The organism is Psychromonas hadalis ATCC BAA-638, assembly GCF_000420245.1.
Lineage (GTDB): Bacteria > Pseudomonadota > Gammaproteobacteria > Enterobacterales > Psychromonadaceae > Psychromonas > Psychromonas hadalis.
Genome location: NZ_ATUO01000069.1, coordinates 1 through 19,306, shown reverse-complemented (window position 1 = coordinate 19,306; position 19,306 = coordinate 1). Strand labels below are relative to the sequence as shown.

Genomic DNA, 19,306 nt, shown 5'->3' with positions numbered 1-19,306 from the left:
AAAATTTAGATCACATACTTAATGTAATCGGTATTACAAATATTTTTCACAAAGTTCTTAATTAAAAATTGCCACTTCAGCAATGAAGGAACGCTAATTTAAATGGTTCTTTTGTTGTTTGGTGCTATTGAATAAAAAACATGAAAAAGAGAACTTTGATTCTATTTAAGTAAAAATAGTGGATATTAAATATTTGTAAATGTGAATACAAGTTTTAAACAACGTCTAAAAAACACCAAACATACTCAAATATGGGTGTTTCTCTTCTGTTTTTAGTGGTAAATTACAGGTTAAAATATATTGGCCTTAATGGGTGTTAAGTTATTGTTATGATTAAGTTAGCTTATTAGTCTATGGATTGGATGTCTTAAATGTTAGAAGTAATTGCATATGTTGTACCCTCCGCTTTGGTTATACTTCTTGGTGCCTATGTTTATGTTGAAGCACAGAGAAGAAAGGTGATAGAGGAAAAAAAGAAAGCCATTATTTTACGTGTCGCTAGCATCAAAAATAATTTTAAAGTGGCAATGAACCGATTAGTTGAGCAACAGATATTAACCATAAAACAACATGAATCGATTTATCGCATTGCTAATAATTTTTTTATTTTTCAGCCTGTGACAACAAAAAGTATCGATTTTTGTGAATATTCACTTAATAACATCATTAGTGTGATGCCTAATGGTGGCCCCGACAGCCTTCATTTTGAGTTTATACAAGAAAAAATAAGTTTGTTTGTGTGTGTGTTACCTGTGGCTGCAAATGCTTATAACGGTCATTTTTATCGTAAAGCGCTTCCTAAATTAATTTCGCAGTTAGTTGAAGCTAAGGAAGAGATATATAAAATTGAGAGTGACTTAAGCCCTGTAAAATCACCGATCATGGTGGCTTCGCAAGCAGCTTAATACTCTGATTTGGTAAATTTTCATAGTAATCAGTGTGGTATGTCGCTTCGAGCGCGCTATAAACGTATTCACTAACCCTCGTATCTCTGGTCTAAACTCACAACTATAAATTTGTCTTCATATTCACTTGTTAATTCTTTTGATACTTTAGAGCACCCAATGTATATATCCATGATACTTCGGGACGCAAGTTCGAAAATCAGCTACGCGTTACAACAAAATAACAATAAATCATTTAACTCATTTATTTCACTCTACCGCTAGAAGGTTAGCTCATGCTGTGCCTGACAAAGCGTATTGAGGTGACATGGATATTATTTACCATTCAATAATAAAAGTTGGCCTATAATTATTACGCTAGCTATTAAGGTTAATTAATAATCATTCACCTTAAGTTGTATTTTATTTTTGTAGATAAACAAGGAGATTAAGATGAAAAAACGATTTCTATTTTTAATATCTGGGTTTTTATTCACTTTATTTTCATTCAACAGCTTTGCTTTTGAATGCCCTGTTCATTTTCAAGTCGCGCAGGCTAAAATTGACAAAGTACTTGTTGATATGAAAATAATGGATAAAAAAATTGCTAAGCAAGAGATGGCATTAGTTCATACGCTAATTGATGATGCAAAAATGTATTTATCAAGTGCCCAACATAACCATGAAAAACCACAGGGCGCTTATGACCATGCCCGTGCGATGGCCAAAGCAGATACTGCGCTTGGTTATGCCAATGCCGCCGATAAATTACATTGGGCATATATGCAAAAAAGTAAATAACAATGGTGGCTTTGATTGGTTCGCTTGTTACGTTGACAGAGATGCTGGTTTTCCACGAGAAGAGGGGAGAGCCAGCAATTACTGTTATCTCTCTTTTCAGGCTCTACTTAGATCAAGATTCCGACCCCATAAATTGAAATCCATTTACGACGATTGCTTTCGTTTTTATCGAGACATACACTTAGTCTGTTTAGCATGACTAGAAGACAGTATCGAGTAGCGCTTTTAATACGCGACGACGCGTGATCACACCAATGACTTTGTTATTCTCGTCAACAACGGGGTAGTTTTTAGGTTGTGTGCCTATCATTTTTTCAGCGAGAGAAAAAATAGACTGATCCGCTTTAATGCTGAGTACGTCTTTACGCATAATATCTTTAACAAGGGCAACACGTTGGTTGTGATAAGCAAACTGAGTGGTGACTTGCAGACACTCTTGTTCAGAAATCCAGCCTAGTAGTTTGTTTTCTTTGTCCACAATTGGCCCTCCCAACGCTTCTTTTTTAATGAGTTCGATTGATGCGGTAATAACCGGCATTTCATCATTTATTTTTGCAAAATCAATGTTCATAAAGTCTTTAACGATTATCTCTTTCATTTTTATAGCCTTATTTTTTATTTGAGTATTAATACCAACTCCTGCCTTGAACTCGCTTCTTTTTTTTGGGTAATGTTTGGTCATTAAATTAACGGAATGGGCATCAGAATAAATCGATGCAACAGTGCTAGATTAAGCAATATGAAACTAACAGTGCATTGCTATTAAAATCAAAAATATCCCTGATAAGTATTAATAAACTGGACGTTATATTGAACCTATTGGTGCTGAGCATCATTTCTGATGACTACCTACTACACGGAGCATATTGCGTACCAAAAGCCCGTTTTTATAAAAATTAATTTAAAGTCTTATTTTTTAGTTACTTAGGTTTTGTTATGAGGCAGGGTGAGTATCGAAATAGACTAATGCACAGAATGTGCACCATAAGAGTGCAATGGCAATACGATAAACAAGCAAAAGCAGACTGTGTAATCAGGCCTATGGATGAGATGAGCGTGCTAGCAATAGGTTTATTATTTACTGAGTAGCATATCTAAGTGTTCAATATCATCTTCTAAATAATCCGCGGAATGACGTTTAAAACCAAAATGCGTGTAGAAGTTAATCAGGTAAACCTGCGCACCAATTTGGATATCTTGTTGTGGCCAGTATTGTTCACACTGCTGTAATGCAGTGCTTAATAATAGTTTTCCTAAGCCATACTGACGATGTGTTTTTGCGATTGCAATACGGCCTAGGCTAACCTGAGCATAACTAATGCCAGGTGCTAATAAACGCGCACAGGCAACCAGTTTATCCGCTTGGTAACCTAATAAGTGGTAAACATCTTCTTGGTGATCTTTATCATCTAATTCTGGATAAGGGCAATTTTGTTCAACCACAAAGACATCCACACGTAATTTTAATAATTGGTAAAGCTGCATGTTAGACAGTTCACAAAATTTTAGACATACCCAGTGCATAGAAAAACCTTATAATATGATTACGCTGAAAATAAAAGTGATGTTTTAGCTGCCATTATAAAGTCGTTTTTATGCAGGCCTTCAATATTATGACTCCACCAAGTGACAGTCACTTTTCCATACTCGACAATTAATAACGGATGATGATTAACACTCTCCGCGAGTTGTGCCACTGCATTGGTAAAAGCCATGCTGTTTTTATAATTTTTAGTAACAAAACATTGTGTTAATTTATGAATGCCAATTTCCATAATCACCTGCCAGCCGTTAAGGTCGGTTAATAAGACGGCCATTTCATCTGCGGTAAGTACTGAAGTATTTTTATCACATGGCTTACAATTAAGTTGGGCTAAATTTTGCATTTTATTTTCCTTAAAGTTTATCTCTGTAAATGAAAGTAAGCAGGTTTAGTGGTAATGCGTTTATCTTCAATCGCATTACCAACGGTAAAGTGGTATAAAATTTGCCAATTATTATTGGTTAAGCCTAATAATTTGTGCATTTCATCATCAAAAAAACAACCAATACCCGTGCCTCTTAGAGAGAAGGCTTCGGCTTGCAGATATAAAACTTGGCCAATTAAACCCGTTTCCCAAAAAAGTAGCGGATAAGCGCTTGGGTTTTCCGCTAACACCGGAGAAAATTGTGCCAACATACCCAGTGAGTATGCGCCGTCACTGGCGATATCTTGCCCACAACTCATTATTTTAGCGCGTGCCTTAAAATTGCCTGCTTCTAATAGATACAAAGGTTGATTGTTAATGGGTTGTGTCCAGCTAAATTTGTCTGACATTTGCACTTTTAATAACGGTAAATGTACATCATTGCGGCACCATAAGTATAAACCAGGCGTTAGGCCCACGACATTATGCACAAAAATAGCGAGATGCACTTGCGGGGCGTAAGGCAATACATCAAAAGGCACAGCATGACTGGCTAAGGTTTTTTGCAGTTGCTGTAGAAATATTGGCCGCGTTATTTGGCTGTTATCTGCATCAAAGCTTTGCGCACTGCGTCGCTGCTGAATAATGCTTTGTGCGTCACGGGTGCAATTAATACTTTGTTCATCTGCTGCTGTGAGTGGTTGTTTTTTAGCGTCAGCGTTTGGCAGAGGTAAAACATGCAATGTATCAAATAGGTTATCAATAATCGGCCAGTCAGCATGTGTCTTACTGAGTTGATTCGCTTGATGAGGATGCGCGAGTTCAGCGAGTGACAATAAGTGGTTACTGATTTCAGTGAGTTCGTTTGTTTCACAACTTACCCAACAGACACATTCTGCCCACTCTTTTTCCGCGTCATTATTCTGTTGTGTTAACCCTAATAGCTTTTGTGCCGTTTGCGGATCTAACTCCGTCATTAATTGCATTTTCCAGCCATTAATATTACAGGCGATATGCAGTGCCGCTAAGGCATGACCGAGATCGTGTTGGCAATAACGATAAGCGCGCTCGCCGTATTTCCAAGCTTCGCGCCATGGGATACTGGTTAATATAATGGCAAAACCTTGTTGCTTATTGAAGTATTGATTGGCATTGTCAGGAAGTACGGTGAGTTTCTCTAAACTATTAATATACGGATTGTAATGCATGCTCGCGGCTTTTTGATCGGTTAGATCAGGCAATAATAAATAACACTCAGTAGGATGTAAATTGCCACTTGATGGATTAATACGTAGTGCCCATTCTGAGTCTCCGTATTGTTTCCAAGCTGATAACCCTAAGCTAAGTTGTAACATACTGGCAATGGACGTCAGTGAAATCGGCTGAGTGGGTGTACTGGTTTTTTGAGACAGTGCTGAATAGGGGGAAACTGTTTCTGGCGCTATTAACGGCAAAGGAATTTTTTCTGCACCTTGATAAAGGCGATAAGGTATAGGTTGATTTGCCCAATCCATATAACCTAATGCTCGTGCATAGCGTGTTGGTTGGTGTTTGCTTTGTTGATGATAATCTAGAATAGTTGCTAAAACAGGATCGGTCATTATTCATCTCAAAGTGAGTAAAGTTAGCATCACTATAGTGCGCTTTACATGGAACTTAAAGCGGGAGGCTATTGCAACCCACTAATAATTAATATGACCTGTTAATGACTGGAAATGGTATAAACAAGCATTGCTCTTTTGAAAAAGAGCAATAAGCGCTGGCAAAGAGTGCTTAACGGAATGACTCATGAGTCATGGAAATATATTAATGAGGTAACAATATGTCTAAAGAAAATAAAAAGATACCCGCAGATTTTGTAAATTACAAAACCACCTCTGTGATGAATAAAGATAATATTCCGAAGCTGTTTTTATTTGAACATAATACCAAAGCAGGGGTTTACGGGAAAATATGTGTTGCCGTTGGGGAGTTAACATTTTCTGGCTTTAAAACGCGTCGTGGTGAGATTGAGCAGGAGATAACCATTAAAGCAGGTGAGGTTGCTGTTTCACCACCTGAGTACTGGCATAAAGTTGAACTCATGACCGAAGATACTGAGTTCACGGTTGAATTTTATGCACAGCAAGATTCTGATATTGTGAAGCAAAATTTATCAGAAAGAAACGAGTAATTACTGCTGTCTATTTCACAATACCTTCACCAAAATGGAAACCAACCCATTTTGGCGAACTTTTCACTTGTAGTGGTTGATTTGTACGGGTATGAAATTCCATTTTAAACTTAAATCAAAATTGGCGAAGGTATTGATTTTATCATTTATTGAATCTCTTTTTTGCATGAAAATATCCAAAAGGGAGATTGAATATGATTTTTTTACGCTTGTGTGGTTAATTATTTTGGAATACCCTGTTTTTTAAGTGAACAAGAAAAGCTCATGCCAATTTTAACTAAGATATATTTATTTTGACATAATTAGTCGTTGATTTAGACGTCTAGATGTCTTAATGTATTGAGGTAATTAGGAAACATCCACATGTTTACTAAAACGTGGCATTCATTTAATTTCAGGAAACCTGATGATAGAAATAAAAAATGTAAATAAGGTGTTTTATCAGGGAGATAAGGTAATTAATGCACTGTCTGATATTAATCTTACCATTAAGCAAGGTAGTATTTTTGGTGTGATTGGATCATCGGGAGCGGGAAAGAGTACGCTAATTCGTTGTGTTAATTTATTGGAACGCCCAACCAGTGGTCAAATTATTGTCGATGGCATCGACCTCACTGAGTTATCGAAACAGGAACTAACGCTGACACGCCGTAAAATCGGCATGATTTTCCAACATTTTAACCTGTTGTCGTCACGTACTGTTTTTAATAATGTGGCGTTGCCATTGGAATTGGCCGGTATAACGAAAAAGCAGATTAAAAATAAAGTAGAAGGGCTATTAGCGCTGGTGGGTTTAGAGGATAAACGCGATGTTTACCCCGCTAATTTAAGTGGTGGCCAAAAACAGCGTGTGGCGATTGCGCGTGCATTAGCTTCCGAGCCAAAGGTTTTATTATGCGATGAAGCGACCAGTGCGCTTGATCCTGCTACCACACAATCTATTTTAGAATTATTACGAAAAATTAATAAAACGTTAAATTTAACCATATTGCTGATCACGCATGAGATGGCCGTAGTGAAGGGGATTTGTCAAGAAGTGGCGATAATCGGTGATGGTAAATTGGTTGAAAAGGGCAAAGTTGGCGATATGTTTGCGCATCCGAAAACAGCGCTGGCACGTGAATTTATTCGCTCAACACTCGACTTGTCTATTCCTGAAGATTACCAAGCGCGTTTACAACCAACACGCATTGAAAACAGTTATCCTTTGATTCGTTTAGAGTTTACTGGAGCGTCTGTTGATGCACCTGTAATAAGCCATGTTGCTCGTGAGTTTGATATTGATATCAGTATATTAAGCTCAAACATGGATTATGTGGGTGGGGTTAAATTTGGCTTGATGTTAGCTGAATTTTTGGGCTCTGAGGCATCGGCAGAACAAGCTATTCAATATTTAAAAGATCAGAAAGTTGAAGTGGAGGTGCTAGGTTATGTCGTTTAATGCTGTGGTTACGTGGTGGACAGAAAACACTCGTTTAATCGAGTTATTAGTGGATTCGCTGGGACAAACATTGGTGATGGTTTTTACCTCGGGATTTATCGGCTTTGCACTGGGTATCCCGTTGGGGGTGTTATTACACTTAAGTAAAAAGAACGGTTTGTTAGAAAATAGTGCGCTTAATAAAAGCCTAGGCATAGTGGTCAATATTGGTCGTTCTATTCCGTTTATTATTTTATTGGTGGCGCTTATTCCGGTCACTCGCTTTATTGTTGGTACTTCAATTGGTACGGCTGCCGCGATTGTGCCACTGACTATCGGTGCTATCCCTTTTATTGCTCGTCTTGTTGAGGGGGCGTTATTGGAAGTGCCATCGGGTTTAGTCGAAGCCGCTCAAGCGATGGGGGCAAAACCAATACAAATTATTAACAAGGTACTCTTGCCAGAAGCGTTACCCGGCATTATTAATGCGGTAACTATCACCTTAGTCACATTGGTCGGTTATTCGGCAATGGCTGGAACAGTAGGAGGTGGTGGCCTTGGTGATGTGGGTATTCGTTACGGTTACCAGCGTTTTGACGGTACGGTAATGATGATCACTGTGGTTATCTTAGTTATCATGGTACAAATTATTCAATCAGTTGGTGATCACCTTGTGAAGCGGGTGGATCATCGTTAAATCATTGTTCTTATTCATAATATCAAAAGGAAAATTTATGAACTTTAATCTTAAAAAAGTATTAACCATTTTAGGCTTAGCGTCTACTGTTGCATTGTTCGGTTGTAGTGAAAAAGAGGCTGTTGTGGTTGATATCAACAAGGTAACCATTGGTGTTATTGCGGGTTCTGAAGCACAAATTGCAGAAATTGCAGCCAAAGTAGCCAAAGAGAAATATGGCTTAGACGTTAAACTGGTGATCTTTTCTGATTACATCACGCCTAATGCGGCGCTTGATGAAGGTTCAATTGATGCGAATGCTTTCCAACACAAACCTTATTTAGATCAGCAAATTACAGATCGTGGTTACAAATTTGCTATTGCGGGTAATACGTTTGTTTATCCAATTGCGGGTTACTCAAATAAAATCAAATCATTAGATGAGTTAAAAGAAGGTGATCAAATCGCAGTACCAAGCGATCCCACTAATTTAGGACGTGCTTTAATCTTATTAGAGCAGCAGGGTCTGTTAACATTAAAAGAGGGTGCTGGTCTTAAAGCAACGGTTCTGGATATTATCAGCAGTGAGAAAAATCTTAAGATTATTGAGCTAGAAGCGGCGCAACTACCACGCTCATTGGATGATGTTAGCCTTGCGGTTATCAATACCACTTACGCAAGCTCTATTAACTTGTCTCCTGATCAAGATGGTCTGTTTGTTGAAGATAAACAATCGCCATACGTTAACTTAATCGTTGCGCGTGAAGACAATGCGCAAGCCGAGAATGTACAAAACTTTGTGAAGGCATATCAGTCTGATGAAGTGTACCAAGCTGCCTTTGACATCTTCAAAGGGGGTATCGCTAAAGGTTGGTAATCTAAACGACTACAAAAAATAGCGGTCAGAGTAAAAGAGTGAATTTTACACTGACCCTATTTTTTTAAGCGTTAAGTAGGGTTTCTAAACAGTGCTCTTGAATGCCATAAAAGGTTTTAATTGCCTCTATTTGCGCGAGAATGGCACTGTTATCACGCGATTTTTTACGTTTCTGAGCCAATATCATCTTGTTTTTACTGGTGTGTTCAAGCGAGATAAACTCAAATACCTGTGTGTCGTAGCCGTGTGCTTCTAACAATAACGCACGTAAACCATCTGTCACCATCTCTGCTTCTTGTCCCATGTGAATACCGTGTTGTAGTAGTGGTGCTAATAGTGCAGGACTTTTCATTTGTGGACGGATCTGTTTATGGCAACAAGGTGAACACATAATAATTTCTGCGCCAGTGCGAATGCCCATATGAATGGCGTAATCGGTAGCGATATCACAAGCATGTAGGGCAATCATAATATTGATGCCTTGCGCTTTAAAATGTTGCACATCTCCCTGTTCAAATTTAATGCCCTGTAGTGCTAATTTTTGTGCGGTGTCATTGCATAAATCCACTAGTTTTTGACGAAGTTCAACACCTGTCACCTCTGTTTCAACCTGTAATTTATCCACAAAATAGTCATGCACCGCAAAGGTTAAATATGCTTTTCCTGAGCCAAAATCAGCAATATGTACTTTGTTCTGTTTGGCAAGTCCGGTGTTATCAATGGCGCGTGATAATACTTCAATAAACTTGTTTATCTGTTTCCATTTTCGCGACATTGCAGGGATGATATTGCCCTGTGCATCGGTAACACCTAACTCACGTAGGTAGGGGCGATGTTGTTCTACAAAACGATTTTTAGCGCGATCATGTGAGGCATTTTCTGGCTTTTGGGGCGCTTGATTTTTGTTTTTTTGCTTTTTCATTAATACCTTGCCTTTTTTGGTCACGCTTAATGGCACTTCCCACTCATTGGTTAATAGATGCGCATTAAAAAAGTGTACACCTAGCTCTGCTTTGAAAAATTCCAATGACGCTGTGAGAGGGAGATTTTTAGTAATGTGGTTGGTTTTATATTCGTATAAAAAAGAGAGTAAACGCTTATCTTTTAGTAAGATCGGGCGGATGGTGATGCGTTTTAATTCCGTTTCATCACCTTTGTATTTTGAAAGTACGACGCGCTGTAACTGCTGATTATTAAAAGCATCACTGCACGTTTGTAAAAACAGGTCTAATTCAGCACTATTGATGGTTGGCATAACTCTCTCTTTCTCCTTTATATGAATGCAGGTTTTCTGGCGCTATTCTACCGTTTTTTTTACTATTAATGTGATGTGTTATAGCGTCTATACTTAATTTTAAATAGAGGAGATGTTATGTCATCCGAGGAGACGCTAAAAAAAGCCAATCGCTCGTTTCGTTTTGCAAGCTTGATTGTCAGTGCGATTAAAAAAGTCAGTCGCTCAGCGGTGTCTGTTGAGGGACAAGAAAAGTTACGCGCCAATCCTACCCTGTTTGTGGTTAACCATTTTACCCGTTTTGAAACGGGGCTTCTGCTACATATCCTCTATAAACATAATGGCCAAATGGCACACTCTTTGGCTGATAGTAATCTTTTTAAAGGTAAATTTGGTCAGTATTTAGAGTCCGTTGGCGCGTATCCTATTGATATGCCTGGTCGAGATGAAAAAATGATCTCTGAGTTGATGAAAGGTTCGCACAACTGGGTTATTTTTCCTGAAGGCTCGATGATAAAAAATAAAAAAGTGATGCATGATGGGCGCTTGCAGCTACAGTTAGAAGATAAAATACGTGCACCACATACAGGGGCTTCAGTCTTAGCGTTAAAAACTTTTTTGATGAAAGAGCAGTATAAACGCGCTATTGCGGATAATAATGAAGCGCTCATTAACTATTATCAAGATACCTATGATCTGCGTGGTCCGGGTGATCTTGCCCCGTTAGACCTATGTATTGTGCCTGTTAACATCACCTATTACCCACTGCGTCCGGGCAAAAACCTATTATCGACAGGGGTGCAGTTGATGGTAAAAGATCTCGAACCTAAACTGCAGGAGGAGTTGTTGGTTGAGGGGAAAATTCTGTTAAATGAGAGTGATATCTCCATCTCCTTTGGTCATCCCATCGATATTCGCCGTTTCAGTAAACCCTATCGTCGCCTATTTTCCTATCTGTTACCTTTTATCTCTGCGGATCAAAAAATGGACTGGATGATGAAACTAATGCGCCATCGTTTAACCCAGCAATTTATGCACCGAGTTTATACGCGACTGTCTATTAATATGGATCATGTCGTTACGACTGCATTGCGCTATGTGCCTGTGCAAGGGATATCGGAAAAAGCGTTTAAACAAATAATATATTTGGCGTGTTTACAGATCAAAAAACAGAATCATCGACGTGTGCATCGTAGTATTCGAGATGGCATTATTAATTTAGTTGCTGATGGAGATTACCCCGCTTATAACAGTGTGATGAAGCTGGCCGCTGAGGAATCTGTCGCGATGGTCAGTGATGGTTGTTTGCGGGTGGATCATGAAAATATCCAAACGCCACCGCCTTTTCATCGTATGCGCCTGGATAACACCACCAGTGTATTAGCTAATGAGTTTGAGGTGATGAAGTGGGCGCTGAAAATCATTAAAAAATTGACTAATATGTCTAGTCAAAAACGTTCATTGATGGTGGCTGAAGCGGTGATTGAACGTGATAAATCCATCTATGAAAATGAACGTATGCGCTCTTATATAAAAGATGAAAGTAAAAATAGAGAGGTGGGAAAGCCTCGTTTTATGGCGGGCGATAAAAACAAAGCAGGTATTGTATTGATACATGGTTTTCTTGCTTCGCCGGGAGAGTTATTACAGCTTGCGGAGCATCTTAATCAGCAGGGATATGGTGTTTATTTGGTGCGTCTTGCCGGTCATGGCACACATGCTTCTGAGCTTAAAAATGTTGAATTACAGTGTTGGTTAGAATCAGTAAAACGCGGTTATGCCGTACTTTCTCATTATCACCAGAAAGTAGTGTTAGCAGGATTTTCCGCGGGGGCGTTATTGGCGTTATTGTTAGCCTCTTCAAAATTAGAAAAATTAGCTGCTATTATCGCCATCAATCCCGCGTTAACTTTATGTCAAAAATCTGCAAAATTCTCTCCTCTGTTAGATAGATGGAATCGTCTGTTAAAAGGGCTCTCAGTGGAAACTGGTAGGTTGCCCTATATTGAAAATGAAGCAAAATACCCAGATACAAATTACGATAAAATTTATGTAGCGGGTTTGACACGTTTACTTGAACTACAAAACAGTTGTCGTGAGCAGTTAAGTTTGGTTAAAGCACCTTTGTTAGTGATTCAGGCTGAGGACGATCCTGTGGTTGATTCAAGCTCTGCACGGGAGGTAATCGATAAAGTAACATCAACAGAAAAATCCCTGCAATACCTACCGTTACAGCAACATGTTATTGTTAGAGGTAAAGAGAGTGTTGCCACTTTCAAATTGATTGAGCAATTTTTGTCGTTATTATAATTAACTTACTGAGACCCACTTATGATTAAAAACAGTTCCCTTGAGCAGGTGCAAAAAAGTATCCTGACTGCTACCGCTTGTGTGGTAAACCTGACTGCAAAATGGTGTTCTGATTGCACAGAACAAGCCTATCATTTACCAGACTTTAGCCATTCTTTAGCCACAAAATCGCTAAGCTTTTATACGCTTGCAGTGCAAAAAGATAAAAATGTCTACCTTTCTACTGAGCATCAAGCTTTTACTGAATTGTTAGGCGGGCATGGTTTTCCACGCACTGTGTTAGTGATCGAGGGAAAGGTTATTGATGCAGACAATGTTGAAGTTATCTCTGCTGAACAATTGAATGAGTTATTGGATAAATTTACTAAGCAACTTATTGATTTGTAAATACTGCTTATCTAGATGGCGGAACTGCAGGCATTTCAATATTTATTAGGGCGGTTTTCTTGATGATGAGTACATCCCTACACCTGACGGACATTCGATGCTAATTAGTTTAGCGTACACTTGAGTACAACCCAATATTTGCTATTTTAACGCAATGGAATCGGGCAAAGGTGATGACTTGGTCTGCCCACAAGGGTTGCAAAATCGTGCGAAATTTAAGGCTTATCGAAATGGGTATGATCAGAGATTTAAAGCATAGTCGCTAAAATCATCATCTCCATTTCTTCTTTTATATTAAATTTAATTGCTGATAATGGAGATTAAGGTTGAATTTTAATGAGTGAATACTTAAAGTTGGTCTCATTCACCCTTCTCTGGAATATTTAGATGTCTGTTTATACCACCCTCTGTTTTATTGCTGCTGTCGCGATGCTGATCACTTTTGTTAATAGCAAAATAGGCAAGATGCAAAATACCATCGCGATCACCGCTGCTTCGTTAATTATCTCTTTGTTAGTTATTATTGCGGGGAAAAATGGCTTTACGCAACTGCAAGATGTTGCGGTGGTTTTATTAGAAGAGATTAATTTTGAAAGTTTTCTTTTAAAAGGCATTTTAGGGTTTTTATTATTTGCAGGGGGGTTGAACATTAAGCTTGATCAGATAAAAGATCAAAAATGGGAGATTACAGTACTCGCCCTTGCTGCTACACTCTTTTCGACTGCATTTGTTGGTATTGTTTTATGGTACATTTGTCAATTTATCGGTTTACCCTTTGACCTTATTTACTGTCTATTATTTGGCGCCTTAATCTCTCCGACAGATCCCATTGCTGTTCTTGCGATTGTTAAAAAAATTAATGCCCCTCAGAGAATATCAACACAGATAGAGGGAGAGTCACTGTTTAATGATGGTTTTGGTTTGATTATCTTCATCACTCTTTTTTCTATCGCTTTCTCTGGCGGAGAGCCCACAGCAAGTTCTATCAGTTTATTATTTTTGCATGAAGCATTAGGTGGCATAGTATATGGCGTGGCATTAGGCATGTTATTTCACTATCTGATAAGCGCAACAGATGACCATGCAATGGAGCTATTATTAACCATTGGCATCCCGACTTCGGGTTATGTTTTTGCTGATATTATTGGTGTATCAGGTCCTCTGGCAATGGTTGTTTCGGGTATTATCATTGGTAATTGGACACGGGTCACTGGCTTTTCTAAAGAGAGTAAAGCGCAGTTAGATCACTTCTGGGAGCTTGTTGATGAGTTTTTAAATGGCATACTGTTTTTACTTATTGGTTTAAGTATGTTGCAATTTAGCTTTCATAAAGAGGATTGGCTTGTGATGTTAATTGCCATCCCTTTGGTGCTGGTTGCGCGTTTTTTAAGTGTTCAGCTTTCATATGTTGGTTTTGGTTTTTTTAGGAAATACAATCCATTTTCAGTGGTTATTTTAACCTGGGGTGGATTACGCGGAGGTCTTGCTTTGGCGATGGCGATGGCAATTCCTGCGGGTGTATGGGTTATTCCAGAGAAAAATATCGATGTCAGAGAAATTATATTGGTGATGACTTATGCGGTAGTATTTTTCTCTATTTTAGTGCAAGGTTCAACCATCACACCGCTCATCAATAAAGCCAAGGTGTGGCAAGCTAAAAATAGATAGTGCTGTGTGTTAAAAGATAAAACGCACGGTTGTAAAGTTGATAATTTTACTCTGTGCGGTTTTTATTCCTTCACTGTGTAACAGTGCAATTTTTTTAGGAACTCCATACGCATAGTTACCAATATCACCATTGGCTTTTACTACACGGTGGCAGGGCACAACAATGGGGTTCGGATTGCTTGCCATGGCGTTGCCCACTGCTTGATAGGCTTTACCACCCAGTGCATGAGCGATATCCCCGTAGGTAACAACATAACCTTCGGGAATAAGCTTAAGCAGATCATAACAACGTTGGTTGAATGAATTAAGCAATGCTTTTTACTTCGGCAGTGGTCAGATAACGCCACTCACCAAGTTCTAAACTGGCATCGAGTTCAATACCACCAATTTGCTCACGATGTAGCTCAACCACTAAATTTCCTACGGCAGCAAACATACGCTTAACTTGGTGGTATTTACCTTCGCTAATGGTCAGTACAATCTCTGTTTCTGAGATCACTTCCACTTCAGCTGGCAGGCAAGGCTGAGGTTCGTTATTAAGTTGCACTCCCTCTTTAAGTTGTGCAATTGCTTCATCGCTGATCACCGCATCAAGACCAACACGATAACGTTTTTTACATTTGTTACGTGGGCTAGTGACCTTATGAGACCATTTTCCATCATCAGTGATCAAAGCCAGTCCTGTTGTATCTGCATCTAATCGACCCGCGATAAACAGCTGATCTTTTTTCTCGACATCAATCAGGTTAAACAAGCTAGGTAGCTGCTCATCTACATTAGAGCAGATAAAATCTTGCGGTTTATTAAGCATAATATAACGTAAACCACGTACCGAGATGATGTTATCGTCAAACGAGATAACTTCATCCTCTTTGGTTTTATAAGCGCTACTGCGCACTACTTTATCGCCACTTTTGATACGACCTTGACTGATCACCTTTTTAGCTTGGCTACGAGTCATCGGGGTGGATTCACATATATATTTATCTAGGCGCATTTTATTCTTCTTCTTTAATGATACCCATGGAATTAATGAAGTGATCAGTATTGTGCAGGAAAAATTAGTGCTAACAAGGCGTGAGTTGCAGGAGATAGTTGTTCTCACTTCAAAACTCGCAACGTAGTTAGGGATAATTTTAACCAGCAAGACTGATCACCTTTTTAGTTCCTTTGGTATGAGTTGGTTAATGGCATTTCGTAGTGCCAGTTGAGCCTGTTTCTTGCCTGTGTATTGACCTTCTTGGCAGATTTCAGCCCAACTCCTATTTTGTAGGATTTTTTGTATTGTAAGCGTTTGCTGTTTTTTATCCAGCAGGGAAATGTCACTATTGCTAATAAGTGTGATTAATTGAAATTCAGCAAACTCATAAGGCAGATTGCCCTGTGCGTAATTGTTAATAAGAGGGTGACTGATACTGTGCTTTTTAAATTCACTTAACAGGCTGATAATTAACCCTGTTTCTAACTGTTGTAAGTGACGACTTACCTGAGTTGTTAGTTGTTGTTGGAATTGCTTTTGAATTGATATGTGTAACTTTTTAGCCTTTTCTGAGATCGGCTTATTAACAATAAAAGAGTGAGTACCACTGCTTGTGTCTTTTCTAGATCCAATACGCAGTGTGGAAAATTGCCTGTTCTGCCAAAATTTCAGTAATTCATCGGTTGCGCCAAATGAAGCGCACAGGTGATCAAACTGTTGTGTTTTTGCCCACGCTGTTATTTTTTCAATAAATAGCTTTCCTAACCCTTGTCGTTGGACTGTTGGATGGGTAGCAATACGTTGAATACGTGCATATTTGTGTGCTGCAGCGTCTATTTTCGTACAATGAAAGGTAAGTGATTGTGCGACTAAATGACCTTGGATACGTCGTTCACCTTGGAGAATCTGTCTTGCAAGATGCTGTTCAATCTCACCTTCATGATTAATGAGTGCCACAGAAAGTATCTGCTGGTTCTGTGTTAACAGTAGAATAGACAGTTGCGGATCATTAAGTAATTTCTCTAAATCAGAAGGTTTAGTCTGATAGTGAGCAGTGACTAAAAGTGAAAATAGCTCGGTTAATAAAGCATGATTTTCAAGTAACTGCTCCGCTTTAATCAACTCAAACTGTACTGTTTTATTACAGTCGTAATCAGGGGCTTTAGTTTTACTCTCCGTTAAACACAGGTGTTGCAGTGTGAACTGTTCAAGCGGATCCTTTTTATCCCAACGGATAGGTTGATCAAGGTGTAAAAAACGATATTGAGGTGCTATCTCCTTGAGTCGTTTCTGAAAACGCAGTGCAAAGCCCCGACCCGATCCCTCGTACCCATGCAAGGTTGTTGCAAATACCAACCGTGAATAGTGTAACGTTAATGCCTCTAACATTGGCACTGGCAAAGCTGCTGCTTCATCAATCAGCAATAAGTCGCAGGGTGGTCTAGTTTGTAATAGCAGATCCGGCGCGATAAAGGTGATCTTTTCTGATTCACCTGCATGTTTGAATAGGGTAGTGGTTGCACCTTTATTAGGCGCACAGATTAAAATCTTTTGAATACCAGATTTTACTAACTGTTTAGCCGCAATACCCAATGCTGCTGATTTTCCTCGACCTCGATTAGCGGTTAATACTAACGGGCGACGACGGTGCCCCGTAACCGTTTTGATAATCGCTTCAATCGCATGTTGCTGCTGTTGTAAATTAAGAGGTTGTTGTGTGTAAGGCAGGGGCGTTGCTAGTGTTGGGAGTGGCTCATTTTCTGTGAACTGTAGAAAAGAGCTATTGTTTAATTGTTGCTGTAGATAACTATCAAACAGGGTTTTGCTTTCATTGTTTACATCGCTCAATAAAATAAGTAAACCTCCTCCTTTTAATGTACCTTCTGCGCCAGCAAATGCATTGGCATCAAAATGGTCATGTGCATTGATAATTAACAGTTCACACTCTAATCCAAGTAACTGCTTATATTGATGGTTAATCACACCTTGAGGCGCTTCTCCAACCCAAAAATAGTGTTGAGCTTTAATGATTTTTTTTGCCTGTTGCATCACCCACGTAGCGTTACCTATTAATTGAATCAGCTGGCGGTGATTAGCTTGCAGTGCAATCTGCTGTGCAGTTTCAATGGTGGTGTGAAGATAAGGCACGATAGGCTTCCCGTTATTGGCGACAAAAAGTGAGTTTAACACGCTGAGCTATTTTCTATTGAGTGCTATTTATTCAGGGACATTATCAGTTGGTTGGCGTTTATATCATCGTTATGCTGTTACTAAAAAGCGAGCTTGTCCAATAAATAGAGCAAACTTATTTTGTTTTATCGAAAGAACTACAAAGTATGTCAAAGGGTTGACGTTTGTGCTTGAGCGTTCCCCGCCTCGCTGGTTGAGGGCGTGAAATTAAAAGGTAGGAGACAGACAATTATCAATCTAAACTAAATCATATAACTGATGTTACGCAGTAAGACTAAACTTTCATTTCTAAAATAGTTAAAATAGAGCGATGAATAAAAACAAACAAATATTTGAGCTGTACATTGATTATCTTGTCACCTCATTCAGCTATACAACGGCAACAGGTGTATCTAATCTTCTGGATGGAGATATTAGCCACGATCAAGTTACTCGTTTTCTCTCACATAAGCAGTTTAGCTCGGCTGATTTGTGGAAATATGTAAAAAAAGATGTGCGGGAAATTGAGTCTGATGAGGGCGTGTTAATTTTTGATGATACTGTTCAAGAAAAGCCTTACTCTAGTGAAAATGAACTCATTAGTTGGCACTTTGATCATACCGTGGGCCGTTCTGTTAAAGGTATTAACTTATTGAACTGTATTTATCATGCGAATGAAACAAGCCTTCCTGTTGCCTTTAAACTAATAACAAAACCTATTTAATACTCAGATGTTAAGACGAAAAAGATAAAAAGATAAAAAGAAAAAGTAATACGACCAAGAATGAGGATTTAATCACGATACTCAAGGCATGCAAACAAAACCAACTAAAATGGCGATATGTATTGGCTGACAGCTGGTTTTCATCTATTGATAACATGAAGTTTATCGATAAGAAAATGGGAAAATATTTTTTATTAGCATTAAAAAGTAACCGCTTGATAGCGCTTAGTAAAGAAGACAAATTACAAGGACGCTTCCAACGTATTGATTCATTAGATTGGTCAGGATCTCCGATTTGTGGTTGGGTAAAAGGTATGGATATTCCTATTATTTTGCATCGACAAATTTTTAAAAACAAAGATGGCAGTGAAGGGATATTATATTTGATCAGTAATGATATTGAGCTAGATAAAGAGTCAATGGAAACAATCTATCAAAAACGATGGAAAGTTGAAGTTTTTCACAAAAATATAAAATCAAACACCGGACTGGCAAAATCACCAGCCAAAAAAGCAAAGACCCAGAGTAATCATATTTTTATGTCGTTGCTCGCAACCGCAAAATTGGAAGGGTTAAGCATCAAAAAAGGCTTAACCACATTTGGATTGAAAACGAAGCTTTATATAAAAGCTCAAAAAGAAGCATTTAAAGTCTGGCAACAGATGCAGTCTTTAACTGCGTAACATCAGTTAATAAGTTTTAATATGCGTGCTCGTTCAAGCTCACTAAGCTTGTTAGGAGGGATATTTTTCATCTCTATTCGCCTATCTTTATTGCTATCTGAACTTGACCACCTCTATACTGTTTTGGCGCTTATACCAATGACTTCACATGCTTCATTTTTCCGAGCGCCTGAATCAGTTGCCTCTTTTATAAGTGATAAAATAACTTGGCGATCTTCCTCACTGGTTAATAATCCTCGTCGTCCCCCCAAATATCCTGCACTTTTTTTTTGAGTACCAATAATGCGGCAGTTTCAGCTAAGGCTTTATCTTTACGATGTAGCTCTTTTTTTAATGACTTATTTTCATGTTTAAGATTTTTAATTTCAGAAGAAGAAACAACGCGTTGTTTAGTTGTGTTGCCATTAATGAAAT

General features: G+C 38.6%; 17 protein-coding genes and 2 pseudogenes. 10 read left to right on the top strand and 9 right to left on the bottom strand.

The features are described 5' to 3' along the window. Positions 1–371 precede the first annotated feature (371 nt). Both G322_RS0110025 and G322_RS0110020 read left to right on the top strand, forming a co-directional pair. A complete protein-coding gene (locus tag G322_RS0110025; RefSeq protein WP_022941658.1) occupies positions 372–905 on the top strand; it encodes a hypothetical protein in 534 nt (177 codons plus the stop codon). Positions 906–1,337: 432 nt separating this feature from the next. Further along, a complete protein-coding gene (locus tag G322_RS0110020; RefSeq protein WP_022941657.1) occupies positions 1,338–1,685 on the top strand; it encodes a hypothetical protein in 348 nt (115 codons plus the stop codon). Between the two features lie 199 nt (positions 1,686–1,884). Here G322_RS0110020 and G322_RS0110015 read toward each other — a convergent pair whose 3' ends face one another. From G322_RS0110015 to G322_RS0109995, 4 genes are all read right to left on the bottom strand, one after another. Then, positions 1,885–2,283, bottom strand: a complete 399-nt coding sequence (locus G322_RS0110015; protein WP_022941656.1) for a CBS domain-containing protein — start codon at positions 2,281–2,283, stop codon at positions 1,885–1,887. Between the two features lie 476 nt (positions 2,284–2,759). Beyond that, positions 2,760–3,209: a GNAT family N-acetyltransferase gene (locus tag G322_RS0110005; RefSeq protein ID WP_022941654.1), complete on the bottom strand. Its 450-nt coding sequence runs from the start codon at positions 3,207–3,209 to the stop codon at positions 2,760–2,762. 20 nt (positions 3,210–3,229) lie between these two features. Beyond that, positions 3,230–3,571 (bottom strand): 4a-hydroxytetrahydrobiopterin dehydratase, encoded by a 342-nt coding sequence (locus G322_RS0110000; protein WP_022941653.1) that lies wholly within the window; start codon positions 3,569–3,571, stop codon positions 3,230–3,232. Between the two features lie 17 nt (positions 3,572–3,588). Continuing rightward, complete coding sequence (locus G322_RS0109995) at positions 3,589–5,193, bottom strand: SagB/ThcOx family dehydrogenase (RefSeq protein ID WP_022941652.1); 1,605 nt, start codon at positions 5,191–5,193, stop codon at positions 3,589–3,591. 221 nt (positions 5,194–5,414) lie between these two features. Between G322_RS0109995 and G322_RS0109990 the strand changes: the two genes are divergently transcribed. The 4 genes from G322_RS0109990 (at position 5,415) to G322_RS0109975 (ending at position 8,738) form a co-directional block, all read left to right on the top strand. Continuing rightward, the gene (locus tag G322_RS0109990) at positions 5,415–5,765 is read left to right on the top strand and encodes a TehB family protein (protein ID WP_022941651.1); all 351 of its coding nucleotides are present in this window, start codon (positions 5,415–5,417) and stop codon (positions 5,763–5,765) included. 406 nt (positions 5,766–6,171) lie between these two features. Further along, entirely contained in the window at positions 6,172–7,206 is a 1,035-nt protein-coding gene (metN, locus tag G322_RS0109985) for a methionine ABC transporter ATP-binding protein MetN (RefSeq protein WP_022941650.1), read from the top strand. Further along, positions 7,196–7,882 (top strand): methionine ABC transporter permease, encoded by a 687-nt coding sequence (locus G322_RS0109980; RefSeq protein ID WP_022941649.1) that lies wholly within the window; start codon positions 7,196–7,198, stop codon positions 7,880–7,882. The genes metN and G322_RS0109980 overlap by 11 nt, the downstream gene beginning before the upstream one ends. A gap of 37 nt (positions 7,883–7,919) precedes the next feature. After that, positions 7,920–8,738, top strand: coding sequence for a MetQ/NlpA family lipoprotein (locus G322_RS0109975; RefSeq protein WP_022941648.1), 819 nt, complete (start codon positions 7,920–7,922; stop codon positions 8,736–8,738). A gap of 64 nt (positions 8,739–8,802) precedes the next feature. Here the strand turns inward: G322_RS0109975 and G322_RS0109970 are convergent, their stop codons facing one another. Further along, entirely contained in the window at positions 8,803–9,993 is a 1,191-nt protein-coding gene (locus tag G322_RS0109970) for a class I SAM-dependent methyltransferase (protein ID WP_022941647.1), read from the bottom strand. A 117-nt stretch (positions 9,994–10,110) separates the two neighbouring features. Here G322_RS0109970 and G322_RS0109965 point away from each other — a divergent pair, with 117 nt between their 5' ends. The 3 genes from G322_RS0109965 to G322_RS0109955 all read left to right on the top strand — a co-directional run bounded on the left by G322_RS0109965 (position 10,111) and on the right by G322_RS0109955 (position 14,337). Then, entirely contained in the window at positions 10,111–12,282 is a 2,172-nt protein-coding gene (locus G322_RS0109965; RefSeq protein WP_022941646.1) for an alpha/beta fold hydrolase, read from the top strand. A gap of 21 nt (positions 12,283–12,303) precedes the next feature. After that, positions 12,304–12,669 carry a TlpA family protein disulfide reductase gene (locus tag G322_RS0109960; RefSeq protein WP_022941645.1) on the top strand — a complete coding sequence of 122 codons (366 nt, stop codon included), beginning with the start codon at positions 12,304–12,306 and terminating at the stop codon, positions 12,667–12,669. A 387-nt stretch (positions 12,670–13,056) separates the two neighbouring features. Then, positions 13,057–14,337: a cation:proton antiporter gene (locus G322_RS0109955; protein WP_022941644.1), complete on the top strand. Its 1,281-nt coding sequence runs from the start codon at positions 13,057–13,059 to the stop codon at positions 14,335–14,337. Positions 14,338–14,346: 9 nt separating this feature from the next. Here the strand turns inward: G322_RS0109955 and G322_RS0109950 are convergent, their stop codons facing one another. The 3 genes from G322_RS0109950 to G322_RS0109940 all read right to left on the bottom strand — a co-directional run bounded on the left by G322_RS0109950 (position 14,347) and on the right by G322_RS0109940 (position 17,464). After that, the gene (locus G322_RS0109950; RefSeq protein ID WP_022941643.1) at positions 14,347–14,649 is read right to left on the bottom strand and encodes an MGMT family protein; all 303 of its coding nucleotides are present in this window, start codon (positions 14,647–14,649) and stop codon (positions 14,347–14,349) included. Next, positions 14,642–15,334 (bottom strand): pseudouridine synthase, encoded by a 693-nt coding sequence (locus G322_RS0109945; RefSeq protein ID WP_022941642.1) that lies wholly within the window; start codon positions 15,332–15,334, stop codon positions 14,642–14,644. The genes G322_RS0109950 and G322_RS0109945 overlap by 8 nt, the downstream gene beginning before the upstream one ends. A 156-nt stretch (positions 15,335–15,490) precedes the next feature. Continuing rightward, positions 15,491–17,464: a tRNA(Met) cytidine acetyltransferase TmcA gene (locus tag G322_RS0109940; protein WP_033422103.1), complete on the bottom strand. Its 1,974-nt coding sequence runs from the start codon at positions 17,462–17,464 to the stop codon at positions 15,491–15,493. 352 nt (positions 17,465–17,816) lie between these two features. On the opposite strand from G322_RS0109940, the pseudogene G322_RS22255 reads away from it, so the two are divergent. Then, positions 17,817–18,892: pseudogene (locus G322_RS22255) on the top strand (IS701 family transposase). 226 nt (positions 18,893–19,118) lie between these two features. Here the strand turns inward: G322_RS22255 and G322_RS23885 are convergent. Next, positions 19,119–19,306 (bottom strand): annotated as a pseudogene (locus tag G322_RS23885) (IS3-like element ISGur6 family transposase); the annotation flags it as partial.